This is a genomic window from Streptomyces litmocidini, from assembly GCF_014649755.1.
GTDB lineage: Bacteria > Actinomycetota > Actinomycetes > Streptomycetales > Streptomycetaceae > Streptomyces > Streptomyces litmocidini.
Genome location: NZ_BMTQ01000006.1, coordinates 268,520 through 289,566, shown reverse-complemented (window position 1 = coordinate 289,566; position 21,047 = coordinate 268,520). Strand labels below are relative to the sequence as shown.

General features: G+C 72.8%; 21 protein-coding genes and 1 pseudogene. 10 read left to right on the top strand and 12 right to left on the bottom strand.

Features of this window, described 5'->3' with window-relative positions:
* Positions 1-756: 756 nt before the first annotated feature.
* The gene (locus IE180_RS16375) at positions 757-1,857 is read right to left on the bottom strand and encodes a citrate synthase 2 (protein ID WP_190157591.1); all 1,101 of its coding nucleotides are present in this window, start codon (positions 1,855-1,857) and stop codon (positions 757-759) included.
* 234 nt (positions 1,858-2,091) lie between these two features.
* On the opposite strand from IE180_RS16375, the gene pdxH reads away from it, so the two are divergent.
* Together pdxH and IE180_RS16365 are read left to right on the top strand one after the other, a co-directional pair.
* On the top strand, positions 2,092-2,721 hold the full coding sequence (gene pdxH / locus IE180_RS16370) for a pyridoxamine 5'-phosphate oxidase (protein ID WP_229860527.1): 630 nt from the start codon (positions 2,092-2,094) through the stop codon (positions 2,719-2,721).
* A 360-nt stretch (positions 2,722-3,081) separates the two neighbouring features.
* Positions 3,082-4,404, top strand: a complete 1,323-nt coding sequence (locus IE180_RS16365) for a PAS domain-containing protein (protein ID WP_190157589.1) — start codon at positions 3,082-3,084, stop codon at positions 4,402-4,404.
* A gap of 96 nt (positions 4,405-4,500) precedes the next feature.
* Here the strand turns inward: IE180_RS16365 and IE180_RS16360 are convergent, their stop codons facing one another.
* Complete coding sequence (locus tag IE180_RS16360) at positions 4,501-4,851, bottom strand: winged helix-turn-helix transcriptional regulator (RefSeq protein ID WP_190157588.1); 351 nt, start codon at positions 4,849-4,851, stop codon at positions 4,501-4,503.
* A 10-nt stretch (positions 4,852-4,861) separates the two neighbouring features.
* Between IE180_RS16360 and IE180_RS16355 the strand changes: the two are divergent.
* Positions 4,862-5,416, top strand: a pseudogene (locus IE180_RS16355) (imine reductase family protein); the annotation flags it as partial.
* A gap of 103 nt (positions 5,417-5,519) precedes the next feature.
* On the top strand, positions 5,520-5,843 hold the full coding sequence (locus IE180_RS16350; protein ID WP_190157587.1) for a hypothetical protein: 324 nt from the start codon (positions 5,520-5,522) through the stop codon (positions 5,841-5,843).
* Positions 5,844-5,855: 12 nt separating this feature from the next.
* On the opposite strand, the gene IE180_RS16345 is transcribed toward IE180_RS16350, so the two are convergent.
* Complete coding sequence (locus IE180_RS16345; protein ID WP_190157586.1) at positions 5,856-6,611, bottom strand: SIS domain-containing protein; 756 nt, start codon at positions 6,609-6,611, stop codon at positions 5,856-5,858.
* Positions 6,612-6,796: 185 nt separating this feature from the next.
* Here IE180_RS16345 and IE180_RS16340 point away from each other — a divergent pair, with 185 nt between their 5' ends.
* Positions 6,797-7,486 carry an iron-dependent transcriptional repressor DtxR gene (locus IE180_RS16340; protein WP_123454402.1) on the top strand — a complete coding sequence of 230 codons (690 nt, stop codon included), beginning with the start codon at positions 6,797-6,799 and terminating at the stop codon, positions 7,484-7,486.
* Positions 7,487-7,546: 60 nt separating this feature from the next.
* On the opposite strand, the gene IE180_RS16335 is transcribed toward IE180_RS16340, so the two are convergent.
* On the bottom strand, positions 7,547-8,317 hold the full coding sequence (locus IE180_RS16335) for a hypothetical protein (protein ID WP_190157585.1): 771 nt from the start codon (positions 8,315-8,317) through the stop codon (positions 7,547-7,549).
* A 478-nt stretch (positions 8,318-8,795) separates the two neighbouring features.
* Between IE180_RS16335 and IE180_RS16330 the strand changes: the two genes are divergently transcribed.
* Both IE180_RS16330 and IE180_RS16325 read left to right on the top strand, forming a co-directional pair.
* Positions 8,796-9,914, top strand: coding sequence for an alpha/beta fold hydrolase (locus tag IE180_RS16330; protein ID WP_373302785.1), 1,119 nt, complete (start codon positions 8,796-8,798; stop codon positions 9,912-9,914).
* A gap of 153 nt (positions 9,915-10,067) precedes the next feature.
* A complete protein-coding gene (locus IE180_RS16325) occupies positions 10,068-10,862 on the top strand; it encodes a N,N-dimethylformamidase beta subunit family domain-containing protein (RefSeq protein WP_190157584.1) in 795 nt (264 codons plus the stop codon).
* On the opposite strand, the gene IE180_RS16320 is transcribed toward IE180_RS16325, so the two are convergent.
* Positions 10,843-12,045, bottom strand: a complete 1,203-nt coding sequence (locus IE180_RS16320; protein ID WP_190157583.1) for a phage baseplate protein — start codon at positions 12,043-12,045, stop codon at positions 10,843-10,845. The two genes, IE180_RS16325 and IE180_RS16320, sit on opposite strands and share 20 nt — an antisense overlap.
* Before the next feature lie 191 nt (positions 12,046-12,236).
* On the opposite strand from IE180_RS16320, the gene IE180_RS16315 reads away from it, so the two are divergent.
* Positions 12,237-13,460: a peptidase inhibitor family I36 protein gene (locus tag IE180_RS16315; protein ID WP_190157582.1), complete on the top strand. Its 1,224-nt coding sequence runs from the start codon at positions 12,237-12,239 to the stop codon at positions 13,458-13,460.
* 58 nt (positions 13,461-13,518) lie between these two features.
* Here the strand turns inward: IE180_RS16315 and IE180_RS16310 are convergent, their stop codons facing one another.
* Positions 13,519-13,692 carry a DUF397 domain-containing protein gene (locus IE180_RS16310; RefSeq protein WP_190157581.1) on the bottom strand — a complete coding sequence of 58 codons (174 nt, stop codon included), beginning with the start codon at positions 13,690-13,692 and terminating at the stop codon, positions 13,519-13,521.
* Entirely contained in the window at positions 13,689-14,507 is an 819-nt protein-coding gene (locus IE180_RS36435) for a helix-turn-helix domain-containing protein (protein WP_229860512.1), read from the bottom strand. The genes IE180_RS16310 and IE180_RS36435 overlap by 4 nt, the downstream gene beginning before the upstream one ends.
* Before the next feature lie 81 nt (positions 14,508-14,588).
* Here IE180_RS36435 and IE180_RS36430 point away from each other — a divergent pair, with 81 nt between their 5' ends.
* Complete coding sequence (locus IE180_RS36430; RefSeq protein ID WP_229860511.1) at positions 14,589-14,999, top strand: hypothetical protein; 411 nt, start codon at positions 14,589-14,591, stop codon at positions 14,997-14,999.
* 161 nt (positions 15,000-15,160) lie between these two features.
* The gene (locus IE180_RS16300) at positions 15,161-16,096 is read left to right on the top strand and encodes a hypothetical protein (protein ID WP_190157579.1); all 936 of its coding nucleotides are present in this window, start codon (positions 15,161-15,163) and stop codon (positions 16,094-16,096) included.
* A 132-nt stretch (positions 16,097-16,228) separates the two neighbouring features.
* Here IE180_RS16300 and IE180_RS16295 read toward each other — a convergent pair whose 3' ends face one another.
* The 5 genes from IE180_RS16295 to IE180_RS16275 all read right to left on the bottom strand — a co-directional run bounded on the left by IE180_RS16295 (position 16,229) and on the right by IE180_RS16275 (position 20,973).
* Positions 16,229-16,774, bottom strand: coding sequence for a hypothetical protein (locus IE180_RS16295; protein WP_190157578.1), 546 nt, complete (start codon positions 16,772-16,774; stop codon positions 16,229-16,231).
* Positions 16,775-16,904: 130 nt separating this feature from the next.
* Entirely contained in the window at positions 16,905-17,378 is a 474-nt protein-coding gene (locus IE180_RS16290; RefSeq protein WP_190157577.1) for an SMI1/KNR4 family protein, read from the bottom strand.
* Positions 17,379-17,387: 9 nt separating this feature from the next.
* Entirely contained in the window at positions 17,388-18,401 is a 1,014-nt protein-coding gene (locus tag IE180_RS16285; RefSeq protein WP_190157576.1) for an ABC transporter permease, read from the bottom strand.
* A 95-nt stretch (positions 18,402-18,496) separates the two neighbouring features.
* Complete coding sequence (locus tag IE180_RS16280; RefSeq protein WP_190157575.1) at positions 18,497-20,116, bottom strand: transporter; 1,620 nt, start codon at positions 20,114-20,116, stop codon at positions 18,497-18,499.
* A complete protein-coding gene (locus tag IE180_RS16275) occupies positions 20,113-20,973 on the bottom strand; it encodes an ABC transporter ATP-binding protein (RefSeq protein ID WP_190157574.1) in 861 nt (286 codons plus the stop codon). The genes IE180_RS16280 and IE180_RS16275 overlap by 4 nt, the downstream gene beginning before the upstream one ends.
* Between the last annotated feature and the right edge of the window lie 74 nt (positions 20,974-21,047).

Here is a 21,047-nt window from a genome sequence, read left to right as displayed (position 1 = left end):
CGGGACCGGCGGGCCCGCCGCGCCGGCTCGGAACATCAGGTCGTAGACGTTCCAGCCGCCGCCGACGAGGGTGCGGGTCGGGCCGGGGACGATGCCGTGGTGCCAGTACGGCTCGGGCAGGGTCCTGCGCACGCCCTGGTGGAGCCAGGGCTCGCCGGCACTGTCACGGGCGACCAGGTCGTTGTTCTCGTCACGTCCGAGCTCGCCCGTACCGGCGAGGGCCGGCGGATCCGCCGGCCGGTCGTCGACCGCGCAGGGCAGGGACCACGGACACGCGCCGTGGGCGGCGCCGTCGACCGAGCGGGTGGAGCGGAGCGCGTCCTCGCTCAGGGGAGGGCCGCCCGCGCTCTCGACCAGGACGACGCCGGACAGGCGGAGCACGCCGGTCACCGGGCCCCGGACGCCCGCCGGCAGCGTGGCCGTGAACCGCAGCGTCACCGCCCCTTCGTCACCCGCCGGAACGGCCACGGGGCCGCCGCCCTGGACGACCGTCCCGACCTCGGCGGCCGCCCCGGGGGCAGCCGCCGCGGGGGCGGCGACCGCCGCCGGCCCCCCGAGCGTCACCGGCGCCAGTGCCGCGACCAGCACCGCCGCCACCACGGCCGTACGCACCCGTGGCGCGAGAACCTCCTGCCCCGGGAAACGCTCTTGCGCCTCCTCGTGCCCCGTTCGACACGGCGAGGTCGCGAAGGGTCGCACCCGCCCGGCGGACTTCCCGGTGGCCTCCCCGCGGAGAGCGCCAGGCCCTTCGTCGCCCTAGCCGGCGATGTCGGCGAAACCCTCGATCTCGCGCGGGTTCCGCTGGCCGGGGCCCGTGTAGCGGGCCGAGGGGCGCACGAGGCGGCCGGTGCGCTTCTGCTCCAGGATGTGCGCGGACCAGCCGGCCGTGCGGGCGCAGGTGAACATCGACGTGAACATGTGCGCCGGGACCTCGGCGAAGTCCAGGACGATGGCCGCCCAGAACTCGACGTTCGTCGCCAGGACCCGGTCGGGGCGGCGGTTGTGCAGCTCCTCCAGGGCGGCCTTCTCCAGTGCCTCGGCGACCTCGAAGCGCGGCGCCGCCAGCTCCTTGGCCGTACGGCGGAGCACGCGGGCGCGGGGGTCCTCGGCGCGGTAGACGCGGTGGCCGAAGCCCATGAGGCGCTCGCCCTTGTCGAGGGCCTGCTTCACGTACGCGGTGGCGTCGCCGGTCCGCTCGATCTCCTCGATCATGCCGAGGACGCGGGAGGGCGCGCCGCCGTGCAGCGGGCCGGACATGGCGCCGACGGCGCCGGAGAGGGAGGCGGCCACGTCCGCGCCGGTCGAGGCGATGACGCGCGCGGTGAAGGTGGACGCGTTCATGCCGTGCTCGGCGGCCGAGGTCCAGTAGGCGTCGACGGCCTTGACGTGCTTCGGGTCGGGCTCGCCGCGCCAGCGGATCATGAAGCGCTCGACGATGGACTCCGCCTTGTCGATCTCGCTCTGCGGGACCATCGGCAGGCCCTGGCCGCGCGCGGACTGCGCGACGTACGAGAGGGCCATGACGGCCGCGCGGGCGAGGTCGTCGCGGGCCTGCTCGGCGGAGATGTCGAGGAGCGGTTTGAGGCCCCACACGGGCGCGAGCATCGCGAGCGCGGACTGCACGTCGACGCGGATGTCACCGGAGTGCACGGGGATCGGGAAGGGCTCGGCGGCCGGGAGGCCGGGGTTGAAGGCGCCGTCGACGAGCAGCCCCCAGACGTTGCCGAAGGAGACGTGACCCACGAGGTCCTCGATGTCGACCCCGCGGTAGCGGAGGGCACCGCCTTCCTTGTCGGGTTCGGCGATCTCCGTCTCGAACGCGACGACTCCCTCGAGCCCGGGTACGAAGTCGGACATCAGGCAGCTCCTCTATCGATGATCGATCAACCGTGTGGGGCGATCGTGGGGAATCAACAGTCATCCAGCGGAAGAGTCTGTACGGTTCCGATGATGCGGGGAAGCGTGACATCCGGCACACTGCGCCGATCCGGCGAGAGAGGATTAACCCCCCGTGGTGCCGGGCAGACTGGGCCGCTGCGGCAGGATGGCCCTGTGACCGATCCCGTGACCGACGCCCTGGATCCCGCCGACATGCGCGAGCAGTACCGCACCACGGAACTGTCCGCGGCCGACCTCGCCCCCGAACCGATCGGGCAGTTCGCCCGCTGGTTCAAGGAGACCGCCGCGAACCCGGCGATCCACGAACCGAACGCGATGATCGTCTCGACGGCGACCCCCGAAGGCCGCCCGTCGTCCCGCACGGTCCTCCTCAAGCACTACGACGAGGCCGGCTTCGTCTTCTTCACCAACTACGAGTCCCGCAAGGGCAGGGAACTCTCGGCGAACCCGTACGCCTCCCTCCTCTTCCCCTGGCACCCCCTGGCCCGCCAGGTCATCGTCACCGGCCGCGCGACCCGCGTCGGCCGCGACGAGACGGTCGCCTACTTCCGCACCCGCCCCCACGGCTCCCAGCTCGGCGCCTGGGCCAGTCCCCAGTCCACGGTGATCCCGTCCCGCGCGGATCTCCTCGCCCGCTACGAGGAACTGGCCGCCCGCTACCCCGCCCACGAACAGGTCCCGGTCCCCCCGGCCTGGGGCGGCATCCGGGTCGTCCCCGAGACGGTCGAGTTCTGGCAGGGCCACGAGAACCGCCTCCACGACCGCCTGCGCTACGTCCAGGAGCCGGACGGCGCCTGGCGGGTGGAGCGGCTGGCGCCCTGACGGGCCCCGGAGACGCAGACGACCCGTGAGTCTCGGCTCCGTCCGCCTAGGTTCGGACGGAGACCGGCCGGCCGGACTTGCCGGCGACTCACGGGTCGGGTGACTGCGTTGGTGTTCGGCAGAAGGCCTGCCGAGGTGCACAGAGTGCGACTGGCAGGCCTCAGCCCGCAGTCACCTCACGAGTCCGAAAAGAAACCATTTTTTCGGATCACCTCCTTTCGCGTGTACCCACACCCTACGAACGGTCCGTCCCCCGCTCAAGCGGTTTTTTCAGGTGATTCGAAACGAACGATTCGAGCGAAGACGGTGTGCGCTGGGTCACGTTCCAGTTGAATGGGTCGCAGCATGGGGGGTGCCTGGATGAGCGCATTCACAGAGGCCACGAGCGACGCCGTGTCCGTCCCGGGGGCGGATCTGCTGGCCGCGCTGCTCGACGGGATGGACGCCGCGCTCTGCGCGTTCGACGCCGACGGGACGATCACGCACTGGAACCGGGAGGCCGAGCGGATCCTCGGCTGGTCCGCCGCCGAGGCGGTCGGGCGGCGCGGGTTCGAGGGGTGGGCGGCGCGCAGCGCGGACGCCGAGGAGACCCTGGGCCGGCTGATGCGGGCCATGAAGGGCACCGGCCGCCAGGTCCACGAGTTCGTGCTGCTGCGCAAGGACGGCGGGCGCGTCCTCGTACGGAGCCAGGCCGCGGGCGTGCGCGGCGCGGACGGCAGCCCGGCGGGCGTGTACTGCGCGTTCAGCGAGGTCCACGTCCAGCTCGACCTGGAGCGGTCCGTGGCCCTCAGCGAGGCCCTGTTCGACGACGCCTCCTGGGGCGTCGTCCTCGTCGACGCCGACCTGCGCCCCGCCATGGTCAACGCCCACGCGGCCCGCGCCTTCGGGACCGGCCGCACGGCCCTGCTCGGGCGGCCCCTCGGCGACGTCGTCGTGCACGGCGCGGAGGAGCTGGAGGCCGCCCTCCAGCACGTCCTGGCCGAGGGCACGCCGCCCGCGCCCGCCGAGGTGTGGGTGACGCTGCGGACCGGCACGGAGGAGCGGCGCCGGTGCTGGCGCAGCGGATTCCTGCTGCTGTCCTCGCCGATGGCCGAGGAGCCGGTGCCGCTGGGCGTGGCCTGGCTGTTCCAGGACGTCACGGAGGAGCGGGTCGCGGCGCGCGAGGCCGACCGGCTGCGGTTCCGGTGGAGCCAGCTGCACCGGGCGGGCGCGGCGGCCGCGGAGTGCGAGGACCCGGCCGAGGCGGCGACGGTCCTGCTCGACTTCGCCCTGGCCGGGTTCGCCGACCACGCCCTGGTGGACCGTCCCGCGGGGGAGCGGCGCCTCACGCGGACCCTGGCCACCCCGGCGGGCGCCGCCCCCGGCCCGTCCTCGCCCGTCGTGGGCGGCGGCATCCCGCTGCGGTACGGGCCCCGGCACCCGGCGCTCCAGGCCTGGGACCGGGTGGGCACGGTGCGGGCGAGCGCGGGCCGGACGGCCGAGGTGTGGGCGGAGGCCCACCAGTGGCCGGGGGACGCGGCGCACGCCCTGTGCGTGGTCCTGCGCTCCCGGGGGCGCACCCTCGGCGTACTGACGTTCCTGCGGGCCGCCTGCCGCGCGTCCTTCGAGCGCGAGGACGTGGTCTACGCGGAGGCGGTGGCGTCCCGGGTGGCGGCGTGCCTGGACCTCGGCGACGCGCCCTAGCCCTCCCGTACACCCACTTTTTTGTGGGTGCTTGTCGGGGCCGGGCGCCCGGGAGAACCTGGTGGCGGCCCGGGAGGAGAGGGGAACGACAGGGCCTCAGGAGGAGGTCCGCGCCTCCTTCATCCGGTCCAGCCGGCGAGGGCCCCAGTCCGACAGCGGGCCGAGCAGTGCGGACAGTTCGCGCCCGGACCCCGTCAGCGAGTAGACGGTCTTCGGCGGCAGCACGTCGTGCACCTCGCGGTGGACGAGACCGTCCGTCTCCATCTCCCGCAGCGCCTGCGTCAGCACCTTCTCGCTGATCTCGGGGATCCTGCGGCGCAGTTCGCCGGGCCGGTGCGGTCCCGACTCCGGCAGCCACAGCAGCGACGTCTTCCACTTGCCGTCGATCACGGCGATCGCGGCCGTCACGCCGCAGACGTTCGTGTCCTGGGCCTTGAGGCGTGTCATCCGCGTCCCTTGGGCGGCGGAGCACGGGATCGGCTACCTGGACGGCGCGATCATGACCCCGACGCCGACCGTCGGGACGTCCGCCGGGGTGTTCCTGCACAGCGGCCCCGAGCCGCTGTACCGCGAGCACCGGGCGGTGCTCGACGCGCTGGGCGGTTCCCCCACCCGCCTCGGGGAGGACGTCGGCCGGGCCGCCGCGTACGACGTGGCGCTGCGCGACGTCTTCCGGACGGCGGTGACGGGGTACGTGCACGCCCTCGCGGTCGCCCGCGCGGAGGGGATCCCGGCGCGGGAGTTCGCGCCGTTCGCCCGGGGCGTCGGGGCGATCCTGCCGCCGCTGTTCCAGGAGTGGGCCGAGGACGTGGACGGCGGCTCGTACTCGGGCGAGGGCAATCCGCTGACCTCGGCCGTGTCGACGACGGGCCACGTCGTGCACGCCGCCGAGGCGCACGGCATCGACGCGAGCGTCATGCGCGCGGCGGAGGCCCTGGCGCTCCGGGCGGTGGAGCGGGGCCACGGGGCGGACGGCTTCACGCGGGTGACGCAGGTGATGGGCCGCGCCTGACCGGCAACGAGGGGGGCCGGACGCTGCCGGGCTCCGGCATGGACGGTCCCCGGCGGGCGGGACGACGATGGGCTCACGTCCGGGAACTTCGTGGGGGGCCGTCATGATGGCGTGGATCATGGGCGCGACCGTGCCTTTCGGCGTGGTGGCAATCGCGATGGGCGTGGCCGCGTTCCGCACGGGCTGGGTGATCGCTCCGGCACGCCGGAGCGTCCGGCGGCCCCGGGTCTACGGCATCGGCGCCGTGCTGGTGGGCACGGGTCTTCTCGCCTCGGTGGCCGCCTACTTCGTCCTGCCGATCGACGTCGTGTCGCGTGACCCGTGGCTCGCCTTCGTCGGAAACTTCCTGGAGCTCATCGGGATCGCCCTCGTCACGGCGAGCCGACGGAGCCCGCGGTGCGGGCGGGCCCCGCATCCGGCGGCATAGCCCGTACGGGCCTCAGCGCCGGTAGAAGATCCGGTCGCCGTACTCGTTCATCACGCGGCCGTTCCACTCGTGGCCGCCGTCGACGTTGCCGGAGCGCAGCAGCGGGGGCTCGACGCCGAGGCGCACGAGTTCCTCGGCGGCGGCGGCCATCGCGGCCTGCATGAGGGCGCAGGTGACCACGGTGGAGGCGGGGGCGAAGGGCGCCTCGATGCCCTCGTGGGTGAGCTCCGCGTCCCCGACGGCGATCTTCGAGTCGAGGACGATGTCGCAGTGGTCCTTGAGGTACGTCCCCGACACGTGGCGTGACTTCGTCTCCGTCGCGTACGCCACCGAGGTGACGCCGATGACGGTGAGGCCGAGCGCGCGGGCGTTCATGGCCATCTCCACGGGCAGGGCGTTGCGCCCGGAGAGGGAGATGACGATCAGGACGTCGCCGGCCCTGACGGGGGAGGAGTCGAGGACCGCTCCGGCGAGGCCGTCGACGCGCTCCAGGGCGGAGCCGAGGGTGGCGGGCATGACGTCGACGCCGACGACGCCGGGGACGGCGAGCAGGTTCATCAGGGCGAGGCCGCCGGCCCGGTAGACGACGTCCTGGGCGGCGAGCGAGGAGTGGCCGGCGCCGAAGGCGAAGAGCCGGTTGCCGTTCGCGACGGCCGCGGCGATCGCGGCTCCGGCGGCGGAGATCTCGGCGGAGCCCCCGTCGCGCACCTCCTGGAGCAGGCCGATCGCGGCGTCGAAGAACTGTCCGGCCAGCTTGCTCTCGCCCATCGCGGCGGCTCCCTCTCGTCGTGGCTGCCCTCGGTTCCCGGCGTGCGTTCTCCCCGAGGCCGCGGATCACGGTGCGGTCTGGACCATTGCTCTGTCAATACCGCCTCGCCCCGGCGTGGCCCGGTTGTCGGTCCGATGCGCAACAATTGCGGCAGGGCCAGCGCACGACTCATCGAGGGGCACGTATGTCCGGACTGATCGACACGACGGAGATGTATCTCCGCACCATCCTCGAGCTCGAGGAAGAAGGTGTGGTCCCGATGCGTGCCCGGATCGCGGAGAGGCTCGACCAGAGCGGTCCGACGGTGAGCCAGACGGTGGCGCGGATGGAGCGCGACGGTCTGGTGGCCGTGGCGAGTGACCGCCATCTGGAGCTCACGGACGAGGGCCGGCGCCTCGCCACCCGGGTGATGCGCAAGCACCGCCTGGCCGAGTGCCTGCTCGTCGACGTGATCGGCCTGGAGTGGGAGCAGGTCCACGCCGAGGCCTGCCGCTGGGAGCACGTGATGAGCGAGGCCGTGGAGCGGCGGGTCCTGGAGCTGCTGCGTCACCCGACGGAGTCGCCGTACGGGAATCCGATCCCGGGCCTGGAGGAGCTGGGCGAGAAGGCGGAGGCCGAGGCCTTCCTGGACGACTCGATGGTGTCGCTCGCCGACCTGGACGCGAGCGAGGGCAAGACGGTGATCGTCCGCCGGATCGGCGAGCCGATCCAGACGGACGCCCAGCTGATGTACACGCTGCGGAGGGCGGGCGTGCAGCCCGGCTCGGTGGTGTCGGTGTCGGAGTCGCCGGGCGGTGTCCTGGTGGGCAGCAGCGGCGAGGCCGCGGAGCTGGACGCGGACATCGCGGCGCACGTGTTCGTCGCGAAGCGCTGACGCCTTCCGGTACGTGATCGAGGGGCGCCCGTGCGGGCGCCCCTTCTTCGCGTGCCGCCGTCAGATGTACGGGGCGAGCACTCCCCACAGGCCGAGCGCGAGGAGCGCGAGTGAGGCGGACGCGTAGAAGGCGTGCTTCACGACGGTGACGTAGAGCGGCTCGACGGCGACACTGGTCGAGGGCCTCTCCGGGTCGTAGACGATGTGGATCTCCTGGGTGGAGCGGCCGGATCCGTAGCCGGTGGTGTGCTCGTTGCCACTGGTGTCGGTGTACTTGTAGGAGCTCGCCCGCTTGCCGTTCGGGTGGTAGTGCCGGGCGGCGGCGACGGTGATGCCGCGACGGCGGAGGGTCGCCCGGGTCCTGATGCTGAAGAGGACGCCGACGCAGGACAGTCCGCCGAGTAGGGTCCCGGGTGCGGCGAAGAAGGCGGTGAAGCCCATTCCGGCGCCGTGGGTGGATCCGGTCCACCACACGTAGCCGCCGAAGGCCGCGAGGAGGGTCAGCGCGCCGATCCACACCTGCCACACCTTGATCACGGCCCCGGTCTCCTCGGTCGTGACGAGGGCGCTTCCGGCCGGGTCGCGCTGCTCGGGCAGGGCGGCGGTCAGGGCGGTGAGGAAGGCGGAGGTGGCGTACGCGTTGCCGCCCGGGAGCCGTCGGGTCGCCCCGTCGGTCAGGACGATCTGCAGGGCCGTGTCGCCGTCGGCCCGGACCTCCTGGACGGCGGCCAGCGGTATGTGCGTGACCTGCCGTCCCTCCGTCGTGGTCAGGCGGTCGGGCCGGAGGACCGTGTACTGGTCGCCCTTGCTGAGGACTTGTGGACTGAGCATGCCCCGATTGACGCATGGGGCGTCCGGTCGGTCGTAGGGGTGGGAGATCACGGATCCGGCTCGATCACGGAGCCGTATCGGCCCGGTCTCCGGGACCGAACGATCCGTCATGCGCCCCGTTTTACGCCGGAATCGCCACGCCCGCGGCCTCGTCGTGCCACGCTGGTACGAGCGGTGCGATGAGCGGGTGCGGGGGTGGGGTCATGAGGGCCGTGGACGACAGAGGGCCCCGGCGCCTTCCGGCGCCGGGGCCTGTCCTCCCCTGTGCTGACCTGGAGCCCCGAGCTCTCAAGGTCATTCCCCTCGGACCGTTTTTCCCCGAGCGGTCCGCCTCCCGTTCAAGATCTCCCCTCGGCAGCGCGCATCAACCCTTGAGCCCTGTCACTCGAACGAGGGGTGTTGTGTGGCAGGAGCGCATTTTCGAATGCGAGTTCGATACTCTGGCGAGGTTCGACGGAAAAGAGGGGGTGCCGGATCCATGGCGCGACGACTCGACGTCACCGGGGCCGACGGCGTCCGGCTGACGGCCTGGGACCACACGGCCCCGGCCCGCACGACGCCGGCCCGCACGGTCCCGGACCGGACGGTCCCGGCCCGCATGGCCCCGGACCCCACGGTCCCGGCCCACAGGAGCCCGGACCGCACGGACCCGGCCCATCCTGCCCAGGCCCACATGAGCCCGGCCCGCGCGGCCGGGCCCGGCGGGCACGGGATCGTCCCGCAGCCCGGCCCGGACGCCCCCGCGCGCCCCGGCGGCCGTCCCGTCCCCCGTCCCGCGCGGGGCCCGCAGGCCCCGGTGGCGCCGGCGCGGCAGGCGCCGGGGGTTCCCGCCCCCGGGGTGTTACTGCTCCACGGGCTGATGGGCCACGCCGGCCACTGGACCCCCGCCGTCCGCCGGCTCACCGGCGGCCACCGGGTCGTGGCCCTGGACCAGCGCGGCCACGGGGCGAGCGAGAAGCCCGCCGGCGGCCCCTTCACGCGCGAGGCGTACGTGGCGGACGCCGCCGTCGTCGTCGAGCAGCTCGGCCTCGGCCCGGTCACCCTCGTCGGGCACTCCATGGGTGCCCTGACCGCCTGGCAACTGGCCGCCGAGCGTCCCGACCTCGTCCGCGCCCTCGTCATCTGCGACATGCGGGCCTCGGCCCTCGGCGCGGCCTCGCAGCGCGCCTGGCAGGACTGGTTCCGCGGCTGGCCCGTGCCCTTCCCGTCCCTGGAGGCCGTGCACCGCTGGTTCGGCGACGAGGACCCGTGGGTGGAGACCCCGAACCCGGCGCGGGGCGCCTTCTTCGCCGAGGTGATGGCCGAGCACCCCGACGGCTGGCGCCCCGTGTTCGACCCGGAGCAGATGCTGACCTCCCGCGAGACCTGGGTCCACGACGCCCACTGGGACTCCCTCGCCCAGGTCCGCTGCCCCACCCTCGTCGTCCGCGGCCTGGACGGCGAGCTGGGCCGCGCGGAGGCCCAGGAGATGGTCCGGGTCCTGCCCCACGGGGCGTACGCGGAGATCCCGGACGCGGGCCACCTCCTCCACTACAGCCACCCGGAGGCCTGGAGCGAGGCCGTGGAGCCCTTCCTGAACGGGGTGTTGACCCCCTGAGCGGGGCGCTGACCCCCTGAACGGGGTGACGACTTCCTGAACGGGGTGACGACCCCTTGAACGGGGTGTCGACCCCCTGGCGGAGCAGGATCACCCCCGGCGGCCCCCTCCCTTACCATGATCGCTCCATGACAACCGGCCGGAGGTCGACCCATGTCGGAGCTGTCCCGTCGCACGGTCCTGCGCGGTCTCGGAGCCGGAGCGGGCGTCGCCGTCGCGGCGCCCGGAGCCCTGGCGGGCACGGCGGAGGCGGCGCCCGTCCCGCCCGCCCGGAACGGTGACAACCCCGTCGTACGGGAGAACGGCGCGCCCGGCTCCGACCGTTGGGCCGTCGGCTGCGCGGAGACCCGCGGGGTCGACCCGGCCCGCCCGCAGATCGCGGGCCGTCCCGACCGGGACTCCGTCGCCCCCGGCGAGACCCTCCGCCTCCGCGTCTCCCGGGCCGGCGCGACCGTGTCGGTCTACCGCGTCGGCCACTACGGAGGCGTGCGCGCCCGGCACCTCCTGACGGACACCGACGCCGGGACGGTCTGGACCCTGGAGGTCCCGGACGCGTGGGTCTCGGGCCTCTTCCTCGCCGTCCTCACCACGCCCGACGGCCACCGCACCCACGTCCACTTCGTCGTCCGGGAGCCCGCCCGCGCCTCGGGCGTCCTCCACCTCGTCTCCGGCCGGGCGGACGTGGAGGCGAGCGTCGTGCGCTGGCTGGAGGAGGAGGGGTACGACGTCACGTACGCCACCGTCGGGGACGTCCGCGAGGGCCGCGTGGACCCGGCCCGGTACGGCGTGCTGACCCACGTCGGACCCCGCCCCGTCGCGGCCCGGGGCACCCGGACCGTCGCCCTGCCCCGTCCGTTCGCGCTCAGTGAGCCGGGACGGATCGAGGAGGCGGCCCGCCGGGCCGCCTCCGAAGACATCGAACGGGCCGTCAGCAGGTCCAGAAGCTGACGTCCGCGCCGATCCACCCCTTGAAGCCGCGGTCGTCGAAGAGCGTCACCCAGCCGTCGGCCGTCACTTCGAGCCGTACGGTCAGGGGCTGTCCCGTCACGAACGCGCCGGAGACCACGCCGACGAGCCGCTGCGTACGGTTCGGCCGGGCGGGCACCGGCAGCTGGAACAGCTTCGTCCCGCTGGCCCAGGGCCCCTTGTCGACCCGGTCGAGCGAGAAGTGCAGGTGCACCTGGTCGCCGGCGATCCGGTACTGCGGCGCGTAGCTCGCGCCGTTCGGCGCGAGCACGGCGGTGTCGTAGGGGAGCGGCACCCACGGGTTGGTCTCCGGCCGGGGGAACCGGCCCGCGTTGAAGCGGCGCGCGCCGTCGGCCCCGCTCACGACGCCGAAGGCCAGGGTGGGAGGCGCCCCGGCGATCTCGTACACGCACAGCCCCTCGGGCTCGCGGCCCACGACCGAGGGGAAGGCGGTGAGCGGCTCGTCCTGCACCACCTCGCCGGTGTCCCAGCGGGTGCAGGTCACCCGGGACTCCTCGCCCGGCAGGCCGTAGAGCGTGTAGATGTGGTCGCCGAGGCTCGTGTACCCCTGGAGGGACCGGCCGGAGGCCGGGAAGGGGCGCGTGGCCAGCGGGGTGTACGTGCCGGCGACGACGGCGTCCAGGGCGTAGCGGTCGATGCCGCCGACCGCCTTGTCGGAGGAGACGTCGTTCGACTGCCAGCGGTAGATCAGCTCGCGCCGCGTCGGGTCGATCGTCGCCGACACCCGGTGGACCGAGCCGCTCGGCCGGGGCCGGTGGAAGGTGATCGTGGACGCCGGGAGGGTGGTGTCGGAGGCGTTGACGTCGCCGCCGGGGACGTACGGGATGCGGGCGACGGCCGAGGCCCAGTGGCCGTTCGGCAGCGCGTCGGTCCACAGGAAGACCGAGTTCCCGGTGTGTTCGACGCCTATGTTCGCCCCGTGACCGGCGTGGCTGATGTGCATCGAGTCCACGACGTCTCCTTCGGCGGTGAGCCGCGTGACGAGGATGCGCTCCTCGTCGCCCGTGGTGACGTTCCGCTGGCACACGTACCAGTGCCGGCCGACGAGGTCCCAGAAGAAGGACTGGGCGACGCTGCCCGCGTAGGCGAGCTGCGCGGCGTTGAGGAGGACGGGCGGCGGGACGGCGGAGGCGAGTGTGATCATTCGGCAACCTCTCAAGATCGACAAGAGGGGCCGAGACTACGGCTCCGGCGCCGTGGCCGGACGGGAGGCCGCCAGGAAGCGGGCATTCCGGAAATGGGGTGCCCCCGCGGTGACGGGAGGGACCCGGCACGGTACGGTCCCTCCCACGGCGCGTCGAGCAGTAGGTCTCCGCGCCGGTGGGAGGGAACTCGATGCGCAATTCCATGCTGCGGCGCGTGGCCACGGTGGCCACGACGCTGGGGCTCACCTCGCTCGGCCTCTTCGGCGCGGGCGCGGCGCCGGCGCAGGCCGCGATCAGCGACTGCCCGTCCGGCTACTTCTGTGCCTGGAAGTCCGACAACGGCACCGGCACGATGTACAAGACGAACGTGAACACGGCGACGCTCGGGACGTGGGACAACACGTTCCGCTCGATCGTGAACCGGACGAACAAGTTCGCCTGCCTGTACGAGGACGCGAACTACGGCACCTCGGGGGCCGTCTACTCCACGCCCCCGGACCCGGCGGGCACCGAGTGGGGCGGCCCGGGCACCAACTCCGTCAGCTCGCTGAAGTTCGTACCGACGGAGCGCGAGTGCGCCCTGCCCGCGTACCCCGAGTGGTACGCCTCGACCGCCCCGAAGGCGGCGGGCTTCGGCGACCTCAACGCGGACAAGAAGTCGGACGTCGTCGTCCGTGACACGGCCGGCCGCCTGTGGTTCCTGCCCGGCGACGGCTCGGGCAAGCTGATCGGCAGCGGCGGCTGGAACGCCATGAACGCCCTGGCCCGGCACGGCGACTTCACCGGCGACGGCCGTGAGGACGTCATCGCCCGCGAGAAGTCCACCGGCAAGCTGTGGCTGTACCCGGGCACGGGCACCGGCGCCGTCGGCACGCGGAAGCTGATCGGCTCCGGCGGCTGGAACGCCATGGACAAGATCACCGCCTTCGGCAACCTGACCGGCGACAGCCGCTCGGACCTCCTCGCCGTCGAGAAGTCCACGGGCAAGCTGTGGCTGTACCCGGGCACCAGCACCGGCCTCGGCGCGCGGAAGCTGATCGGCAGCGGCGGCTGGAACGCCATGAACGCCCTCGTCGGCGCCGGTGACCTGAACGGTGACCTCCGGCCCGACCTGATCGCCCGCGAGGGCTCCACGGGCAAGCTCTGGTTCTACCCGGGCACCAGCACCGGCGGCGTCGGCTCGCGCGCCCTGATCGGCAGCGGCGGCTGGAACGTCATGGCGACGTTCCTCGCGGTCGGCGACTACAACGCCGACGGCCGCAACGACCTGGCGACGATCACCAACAGCAACTACGTCGGCGAGGGCTGCCGAGGCGTGGGCTGCCTGGTCCTCTACACGGGCAAGGGCACGGGCGCGTTCAACGCGGGCGTCCCGGAGGACGGCAATTGGTGGGGCCTGAACGGCGCGTTCTGATCCACTGAACAGCAGCTACTGAGGGCCTCCACCCCTGACGGGTGGAGGCCCTCGGCTTTCACACCGCGTCGATGAAGGCGCCCCAGGCGTCGGGAGAGACGGAGAAGGAGGGGAGGGCGGTGTCCTTGGAGTCACGGACGTGAACGGAGTCGGGGGAGGAGGCGACCTCGACGCAGTCGCCGCCCTGCTCGCTGCTGTAACTGCTCTTGAACCAGTCGAGGTCGGTACTCATAGCCTTCGTGCCACCTGTTCGATGAGTCGTGCGGAGTCCTCCGGCGTGAGGGCCTGCGCCCGCAGGGCGCTGTAGCGGGCGAAGACGATCCCCACGTCCGGCTGTTCGCTGAGAAAGTACCGTCCGACCTGTCCTTCGACGTAGACCAGTTGACTGCGGCGCTCCTCCGTCTCCAGGAGGGTGAAGGACCCGCTCAGCCCGGCATGTGACCGACGGTTGTCCGGCATCACCTGGATGGTGACGTTCCGCAGGTCGGCGCACTCGCGCACGTACTCCAGAGCCTTACGTAGTACGTCCGGTCCCCCGAGAGGCTTGGTGAGAGCCGACTTCTCCAGGACGAAGGTGACCAACGGTGACGGCTTGCGGAAGTACAACTCGTGCCTCTTGATCCGGGCCGTGACGCCTGCCTCGACCTCGTCGTCCTCCAGGGCGGGGACGGCGCTCTCGAAGACCGCTCGTGCGTAGTCCGGGGTCTGCAGCAGTCCTGGGATGAGGTGTGTTTCGTACTTGTGGATGCCAGTCGCCTTCGACTCCTCCTCCAAGTAGTCCTCGAACCAGGCCGCGATCCCGCTCGCCGACAGTTCCTCCGCGACCTCCAGAAGTGCACCTTGTGCACCTAAGAACGGGTCCGCGATTTCGACGAACCTTCCCTTCGGCCGTCGCTGTCCGCGCTCGATCATGGCCACTTGGGACTTGGAATACCCGGTCTCCTTGCCCAGGCCTTCCTGCGAGACTCCTGCCTGTTCCCGGTAGAAACGCAGAAGTCGCCCGAAGGCCTTGGCCGCGCCCACGTTCCCCGTGGTCTCCTTGTTCACACCCGACCTCCCGAGTGCACAGTCCTGCACAACCGGACTGTGTCGCTGGTCACAGGAGATCACGGCGGCCAAGCTGGCCGCATGAATCTGCGCAAGTCGCTTGACAGCGTGCCTTCTTGGGTGCCCGCGTCCGGTCACGCCCTCCGTCACGCCGGGGTCCACTTCGACGCCGTACGGATCGGGGGTTTCCTCGGTGAGGACGTGGCGTACCGCCTGATGGAGTTCACGGACTTCCAGGCGGGGCCGATCGTCCGCGAGGCGACGGGAGAGAAGAACCACTACTTCCTGTTGCCGCCGCAGACCGCCGCCGCGCACGCGTGGCCGGCTCCGGCGCGGGCGCTGAGCCGGAACGGGAGGGGTCAGGCGTTCGTCGGGATTCCGGCGCTGCACGGGGTGACCTGGCCGCTGGACTGGAGGTCCCGGCCGACCATCGAAGATCCGTTCGTGGAGCCGGAGTTGTTGCATCAGATGGTGAAGTGTGCGCTACGGTGATCGCATCGTCACGCTCCGTGAAAACGGAGCGGCCCCCGGCTGGTGCGCCAACACCAGTGAACCCGGGGACCTTCACTCCAGTGGAATCACGAGGTCCACCGGAAATGCTTCGGCATGCTATCGCCCCCGTTCAGTCCTTCACCAAGGTTTCGAACGGTGTCGTGCGTCATCCGCGCCTGAACAGCGACGCGAAGATCCTCCTGATGTACGTCCAGGGCCTCCCCGCCTCCGCTTCGTACAAGCCGCTCGGCGAGCACGCGGCGGACCTGGGGATGAAGCCCCGGGCGTACCACCGGGCCAAGGAGTGTCTGATCCAGAACGGATACCTCGACGAGTGGCGGTGGCAGAGCCGACGCGGGCATTGGACCACCGAGCAGCTGATCTCCAATGTCACCCTCACGCGTGACGAGCCGAACGGGGTCAGGGACGGGGTGCCGACCGAGTCGCCGAGTGTGCGGGAACGGGCGGTCGGTTCGACAGGGGGCCGGAATCCGGTGACCTCTTCTCCGAAAGACAAAGACGGAGAGAAGACTTCTCCCCACCCACCCACCGAAGAGCCGGCGCCGAAGCCGAAGCCGGAGCCGGAAGCGGACACGACCCCGGAAGCCGTCGACGCCACACCCGAAACCGTCGAGGCCGAGCGCCTGTTGCTGTCGCTCCGGCACCAGAACCGGGACCTGCTGCTCGGCGTCAGGGAGGCCCGTGGCCTGGCCGAGGCGGCGGCGGAGTGGCTCCGGCGCGGGGTGTCCGTCGCGGACCTCAGGCACGCCCTGACGGCCCATCTGCCGCGTACCGGCGTCCGTTCGGCGGTCGGGTTCCTGCGTCACCGCCTGACGGAGAAGCTCCCGGTCCCGCTGCTGCCCGCGAGGCCCCAGGATCGCCCGGCCGAAGCAGCCCGGCCGGGCCTGGTCACCTGCGAGGGGTTCGGCGACGAGCACGTCTTCCGGCCGGTCGGCGGCGAGACGCACTGCGGCGGCTGCCGCGGGGAACTGGCCCGCCGAGCCAACGGGATCCAGCTCCGGGAGCCCGCTGCCGGCCCCTCCTGGCGGACACGGGTCGACCGGGTGAGGGCCGAGGGCGCCGTTCCCGTCACGTGACCGGGGGCGGAGCCTCGGCTCCGCCCCCGGTGTCCGGCCCCTGCTGCCGCGACCAGGGGGACGCCCGCCTGCCCCGTGCACGCCTCACCCCCTCGTGGGCCGGTCCCGCGCCGGAGGGTGACGCGTCCCCGTTCAGTCGTCGCAGTCGATCGCCCCTCCCCCGACGTCCGCCGTCGCCTCGACGCGGAAGCCCGAGCCGGCGGCGAGCTCGGGGGGAACCGGGCCGCTCTCCCGGGCGAGGACCGTGGGGGTGAGGGAGGAGACGGTCAGGATCGTCGGGGTCCCGTCCACGCTGCGGGTGAAGCACAGGTCGACCGGCACGCCGGGGACCGAGCGGCCGGTCGAGCCGGGGCGCCAGCCGTCCCGGGCCGCCGCCGTCCGGTAGTGCCGGATCACCTCGGCGGGGGTGCCCGAGAAGGCGTACGTGCGGTCGGCCTGGACCGAGGCGTAGCCGCTGTCCTCCCGGCAGCCCGCCTCGACGCCCTCGTACCCCCGGGGCTCGGTGGCTCCCTTCGGCGGCGTGTCGAGGAGGGCGATCGACCGGAGCCGCTCCACCCGCTCCTCGCTGCCCCCGCAGTCGCTGAACCCCGTGGCGGCCGTGAGCGCAGAGCAGCCGGCGAGGCCTCCGGCGGTCAGGGCGACCGCGAGCAGCAGGGCCGTTCTCGTACGTATCGGCAAGGCCGTCTCCCTGTCGGATCCTGCCCGCGAGCGGGCGGGTGCGGTGACCGAGGACCTCGGTCGGTTCGGCGGTGAAGGCCGCTCTCGAAGGCCCGTCAGTCCTGTCCGTCGGGGAACGAGGCCGAGGCCGTCAGGCCCTCGACGAACGTCCGGAAGTCCCCGGCCGGCGGCAGTTCGGACGCGCCCCCCGGGTCGGACCACGCGACGGACGGCTCCCCGTCCGCTCCGCACGTCCGGTGGTCGAGCGCGATCCACCCCTGGGCCCCGCCGGAGAGCAGGGCCGGGGGGACGGCAGCCCCCACTCCTCGACCAGGTAGGGCGAGTCGAGGAGCGAGGGGCGGTCGCCGTGCTCCTCGCCGATGCCCATCAGCAGGTCGAACGGGACGTAGTCGTCGCTCCAGGAGGTCGGCGCGTCCGTGGGGTACGCGTCCCGCGCGTCCGCGACGACCCCGCCCTCGCGGTCCCGCAGGAGCGCGAGCAGCGACGACGGCAGGCGGACGCCTGGCCGGCGTTCGGCGTCCCGTACGGCCGCGTCGGTCAGCGGCGGGTCCCCGTGCGGGTCCTCGCCCCGGAACGCCGCCCTCACCCCGCCGAAACGCGTCACGCGCGCATCCTAGGGAAGACCGTTCACCGGTTCGGCCGCCGGCCCGGCTCCCCGACGGTCGCCGCCGGCCTCCGCCGGCACGGGCGTCCGCAGTCGGGCGAGGTCGATCAGGATGAAGACGACCGCCACGACGCACAGGATCGTCGACTGGAGGGAGGAGTCGAGCGACTTGAGGGAGAACAGCGTCTGCAGGGAGCCGGCGAAGAGCGAGCCGACCGCCACGTCCAGGACCGTGCCCTCGCCGCTCTTCAGGCTGCAACCGCCCGCCGTGAGCGCCAGCAGGCAGGCGATCATGAACTCCTTGCCCAGTTCGCCCGGCACGGTCGCGCCGATGCGTGCCGTGTAGAGCAGCCCGACGAGCGCCGCGAGCAGGAACGCCGGCAGGAAGAGGAGGACCGTGACCCGTGCCCACGACGGCTCCCGCGCCCCGAGCCGCGCCTCCTGCCGGGGCAGGTACCAGGCCGTCGCCAGGAACAGCGCGGCCGCGACCAGGGCGACGCCGGGGATCCGCAGGTCGTTGTAGGCGAGCGAGGTCAGGATCGACGCCCGGATCGGTTCCATCTGCGGCGGGGCGATGTCGGTGACCAGTTGGTCCGCCCCGATGAGGACGGCGACGGCCGAGAACAGGGCGTGTCCCGTCCGGGCGTTGAGGGAGAGGAAGCCGCTGAGGAAGGCGAAGGGGACGGCGGCGAGGAGCGCGAGCAGCACCCCGAACAGCATCGTGCCGTTGCTCCCGCCGGTGCTGTTCACCCCGATGACGGCCGCGCCGAGCCCCGCGACGCCGATCGTCGCCGGCTCGATGCGGCCGCTGCGCAGCAGCAGGAGCTGGGAGAGGGCGAGGATGCCGGGTATCGCCGCCATCGTGGCGATGTTCTCGAACAGCCTCTCCGGCCTGCCCGCCTCCACGGCGCAGAGGCCGACGAGGACGAGCGTGGCGGCGCCCACGGCGCCGAGCCAGACTCCCTGCCCCCGCCGGACCGGGCCCGCCGTCACGGGCGGGGTCGTCGTTGCGGTGTCCTCCATGCGCGCTCCAAGCCGGTCGACGATCGGACGGACGGTCATCATGGAGGACGGCGGGGAGATCGACGAGGGTTCCCTACGGGCGCCGCCCCGCTCGCCTACCCCTTGCTGACCGACGCCAGGATCTCCGGCAGGCGCCGCGCCGTGCGCGGGGCCGCCAGCTTGAGGCCCGCGAGGACGAGGAGCGCGCCGTGGAGCGGGCCGGCCGGGAGGAGGAGCCACAGCAGGGACCGCTGGTCGGAGACGTGGAGGTAGATCGTCGCGGCGATGAGCGGGGAGCTCAGGACCGCTGCCGTGATCATGCCGCCGAAGATCGAGATCCAGGCCAGCCCGGCCTGTCCCGGCACCACGTTCTTGTAGCCGCTGTCCTGGGGGACCGAGTACGGGAAGCGCGCCGAGGTCACCGCGCCCGTCCCGACCATCGCGCCGAGCAGGCCGAACGCCAGGCCGAGGCCCTCGGGGAGCTTCGTCCAGTCGCCGAGGACGGCGGCCGTCACCACGGTCACGAACACCGTGTACGGCACGGTGACCGACAACAGGGCCAGGGCCCTCGCCCGGAGTTCGGCGTACGCGTCGGCCGGCGTCGCGATGGTCTGCGCGACCATCCAGAAAGCCGAGGTGTCCTGCCCGAACTGGTTGTACATCAGCATGCCGAGCATGCCGGAGGCGAAGCAGGCGAAGTAGATCGAGCCCCCGCCCTGGAAGGCGTTGAACAGCGGCACGATCAGGCCGATGGCGAGCGAGGTCACCCACGCCGCCTTCGTCTTCGGGTCGCGCCAGACGTACCGCAGGCTGCGCTCCATGACGGCGCCGGTGCGCCCGCCCGGGAGGATCCGGGCGAGCAGCCCCGTACCGCTCCTCCCGTCGGCCTTCGCGTCGGAGGCCGCGCCGATCGTGGAGCCGTCCGGCTCGACCATGAGCCGCACCAGGCTCCGCCGCCACCAGTGCACGAGCGCCGCCAGGGCCGCCGCCGTGAGCAGCAGCCGGGCCGCCGCCACCGCGTGGTCGCCCCGGCTCGCGGAGTCGACCGCGCCGATCGCGGCGGCCGGCGGCAGCCAGCCGACGACGGACGCCGCCGGCTCCAGGGAGTCCAGGCCCCCGGCCCGGCCGAGGCGCTGGGCGCCGAAGTTCACGAGCTGCATGCCGATCGCGATGACCAGACCGCTCAGCAGGGCCAGGTCGCGTCCCTTGCGGGAGGTGAGCAGCCGGATGTTGGCGGCGGCCACGGACCGGGACAGCGCCACGCACGTCACGGTCGCGAGCGGCACGCCGAGGACGGCGACGACGGTGCCGGCCGCGCCGTGCGCGAGGGACAGGGCCGCGCCCAGGGTCAGGACGAAGGTGAGGACGGGGCCGACGCCCACGAGGGAGGCCACGAGCAGCGCCCGCACCAGTGGCCGGGGCCGCAGCGGCAGCATCACGAGCCGCGAGGGGTCCAGGGTCTCGTCGCCGGTCGGGACGAACAGCGGCATGACCGCCCAGGACAGCGCGAGGGCCCCGGTGACGAGGACGGCGACGGTGGCGGCGGGCGCGTGCCCCCGCAGCAGGACGAAGGCCAGCACCGTGCCGGCGGCGAAGAGGGCGCCGAAGACGATCGACGAGACGTACGCGGCGGTCCGCCCGCCGGACTGCCGCAGCCCGTTCCGCAGCAGCGACAGCTTGAGCCGTACGAAGACGGACGTGAGGGACGGCGCGGGGGCGGTGGTGTCGGCGCTCATCGCGGGCCCCCGCCCGGGCCCGCCCCGCCGCCCAGCCAGTCCAGCGAGTCCCCGGCCGCCTCGCGGCCGTTCGCGCCGACGAGTTCGAGGAAGGCCGCCTGGAGGGAGGGCGCGGAGCCCCGGACCTCGGCCAGCGGGCCCTGGGCCCGGATCTGGCCGGCCGCCATGACGGCGACCCAGTCGCAGAGGGACTCGACGAGTTCCATGACGTGGCTGGAGAAGACGACGGTCGCGCCGGAGGAGGTGTACCGCTCCAGGACGCCGCGGATGGTCTGCGCGGAGACCGGGTCGACGCCCTCGAAGGGCTCGTCGAGGAAGAGGACCTCGGGGTTGTGCAGGAGCGCGGCGGCGAGGCCGATCTTCTTCCGCATGCCGGTCGAGTAGTCGACGACCAGCTTGTTCTGCGAGCCGGTCAGGTCGAGGACGTCGAGGAGCTGCGCCGCCCGCTTGTCGACCTCGGCGCCGGGCAGTCCGCGCAGCCGGCCGGTGTAGGCGAGGAGTTCACGGCCCGAGAGGCGCTCGAAGAGCCGCAGGCCCTCCGGCAGGATGCCGATGCGGGCCTTGACCTGCGCGACCGACTCGGGGTCGGCCCACACGTCGTGGCCGGCGACGAGGATCCGCCCGTGGTCGGGCCGCAGCAGGCCGGTGATCATGGAGAGGGTGGTGGTCTTGCCGGCGCCGTTGGGCCCGACGAGCCCGATGAACCGGCCGGCGGGCAGGACGAGGTCGATCCCGTTCACCGCGATCTGCTGTCCGAAGCGCTTCCACAGCCCCTCGACGCGCACGGCGGGCACCGCGCCTTCCCCCGGTGCGGTGCCCTCTCTGTCGGACGTTCCGTCAAATGCCTGGTCGGGCATGGTCCGTCAACCCTTCGGTGGTCCCCGTGGTACGTACGGGTCACACCCTACAAACGCGGCTGACGGGCCCTCCG

Bases quoted from the DNA above. Each gene is read 5' to 3' on its own strand.
- IE180_RS16375 (WP_190157591.1), bottom strand. From the start codon at position 1,857: ATGTCCGACTTCGTACCCGGGCTCGAGGGAGTCGTCGCGTTCGAGACG.
- pdxH (WP_229860527.1), top strand. From the start codon at position 2,092: ATGCGCGAGCAGTACCGCACCACGGAACTGTCCGCGGCCGACCTCGCC.
- IE180_RS16365 (WP_190157589.1), top strand. From the start codon at position 3,082: ATGAGCGCATTCACAGAGGCCACGAGCGACGCCGTGTCCGTCCCGGGG.
- IE180_RS16360 (WP_190157588.1), bottom strand. From the start codon at position 4,851: ATGACACGCCTCAAGGCCCAGGACACGAACGTCTGCGGCGTGACGGCC.
- IE180_RS16350 (WP_190157587.1), top strand. From the start codon at position 5,520: ATGATGGCGTGGATCATGGGCGCGACCGTGCCTTTCGGCGTGGTGGCA.
- IE180_RS16345 (WP_190157586.1), bottom strand. From the start codon at position 6,611: ATGGGCGAGAGCAAGCTGGCCGGACAGTTCTTCGACGCCGCGATCGGC.
- IE180_RS16340 (WP_123454402.1), top strand. From the start codon at position 6,797: ATGTCCGGACTGATCGACACGACGGAGATGTATCTCCGCACCATCCTC.
- IE180_RS16335 (WP_190157585.1), bottom strand. From the start codon at position 8,317: ATGCTCAGTCCACAAGTCCTCAGCAAGGGCGACCAGTACACGGTCCTC.
- IE180_RS16330 (WP_373302785.1), top strand. From the start codon at position 8,796: ATGGCGCGACGACTCGACGTCACCGGGGCCGACGGCGTCCGGCTGACG.
- IE180_RS16325 (WP_190157584.1), top strand. From the start codon at position 10,068: ATGTCGGAGCTGTCCCGTCGCACGGTCCTGCGCGGTCTCGGAGCCGGA.
- IE180_RS16320 (WP_190157583.1), bottom strand. From the start codon at position 12,045: ATGATCACACTCGCCTCCGCCGTCCCGCCGCCCGTCCTCCTCAACGCC.
- IE180_RS16315 (WP_190157582.1), top strand. From the start codon at position 12,237: ATGCGCAATTCCATGCTGCGGCGCGTGGCCACGGTGGCCACGACGCTG.
- IE180_RS16310 (WP_190157581.1), bottom strand. From the start codon at position 13,692: ATGAGTACCGACCTCGACTGGTTCAAGAGCAGTTACAGCAGCGAGCAG.
- IE180_RS36430 (WP_229860511.1), top strand. From the start codon at position 14,589: ATGAATCTGCGCAAGTCGCTTGACAGCGTGCCTTCTTGGGTGCCCGCG.
- IE180_RS16285 (WP_190157576.1), bottom strand. From the start codon at position 18,401: ATGGAGGACACCGCAACGACGACCCCGCCCGTGACGGCGGGCCCGGTC.
- IE180_RS16280 (WP_190157575.1), bottom strand. From the start codon at position 20,116: ATGAGCGCCGACACCACCGCCCCCGCGCCGTCCCTCACGTCCGTCTTC.
- IE180_RS16275 (WP_190157574.1), bottom strand. From the start codon at position 20,973: ATGCCCGACCAGGCATTTGACGGAACGTCCGACAGAGAGGGCACCGCA.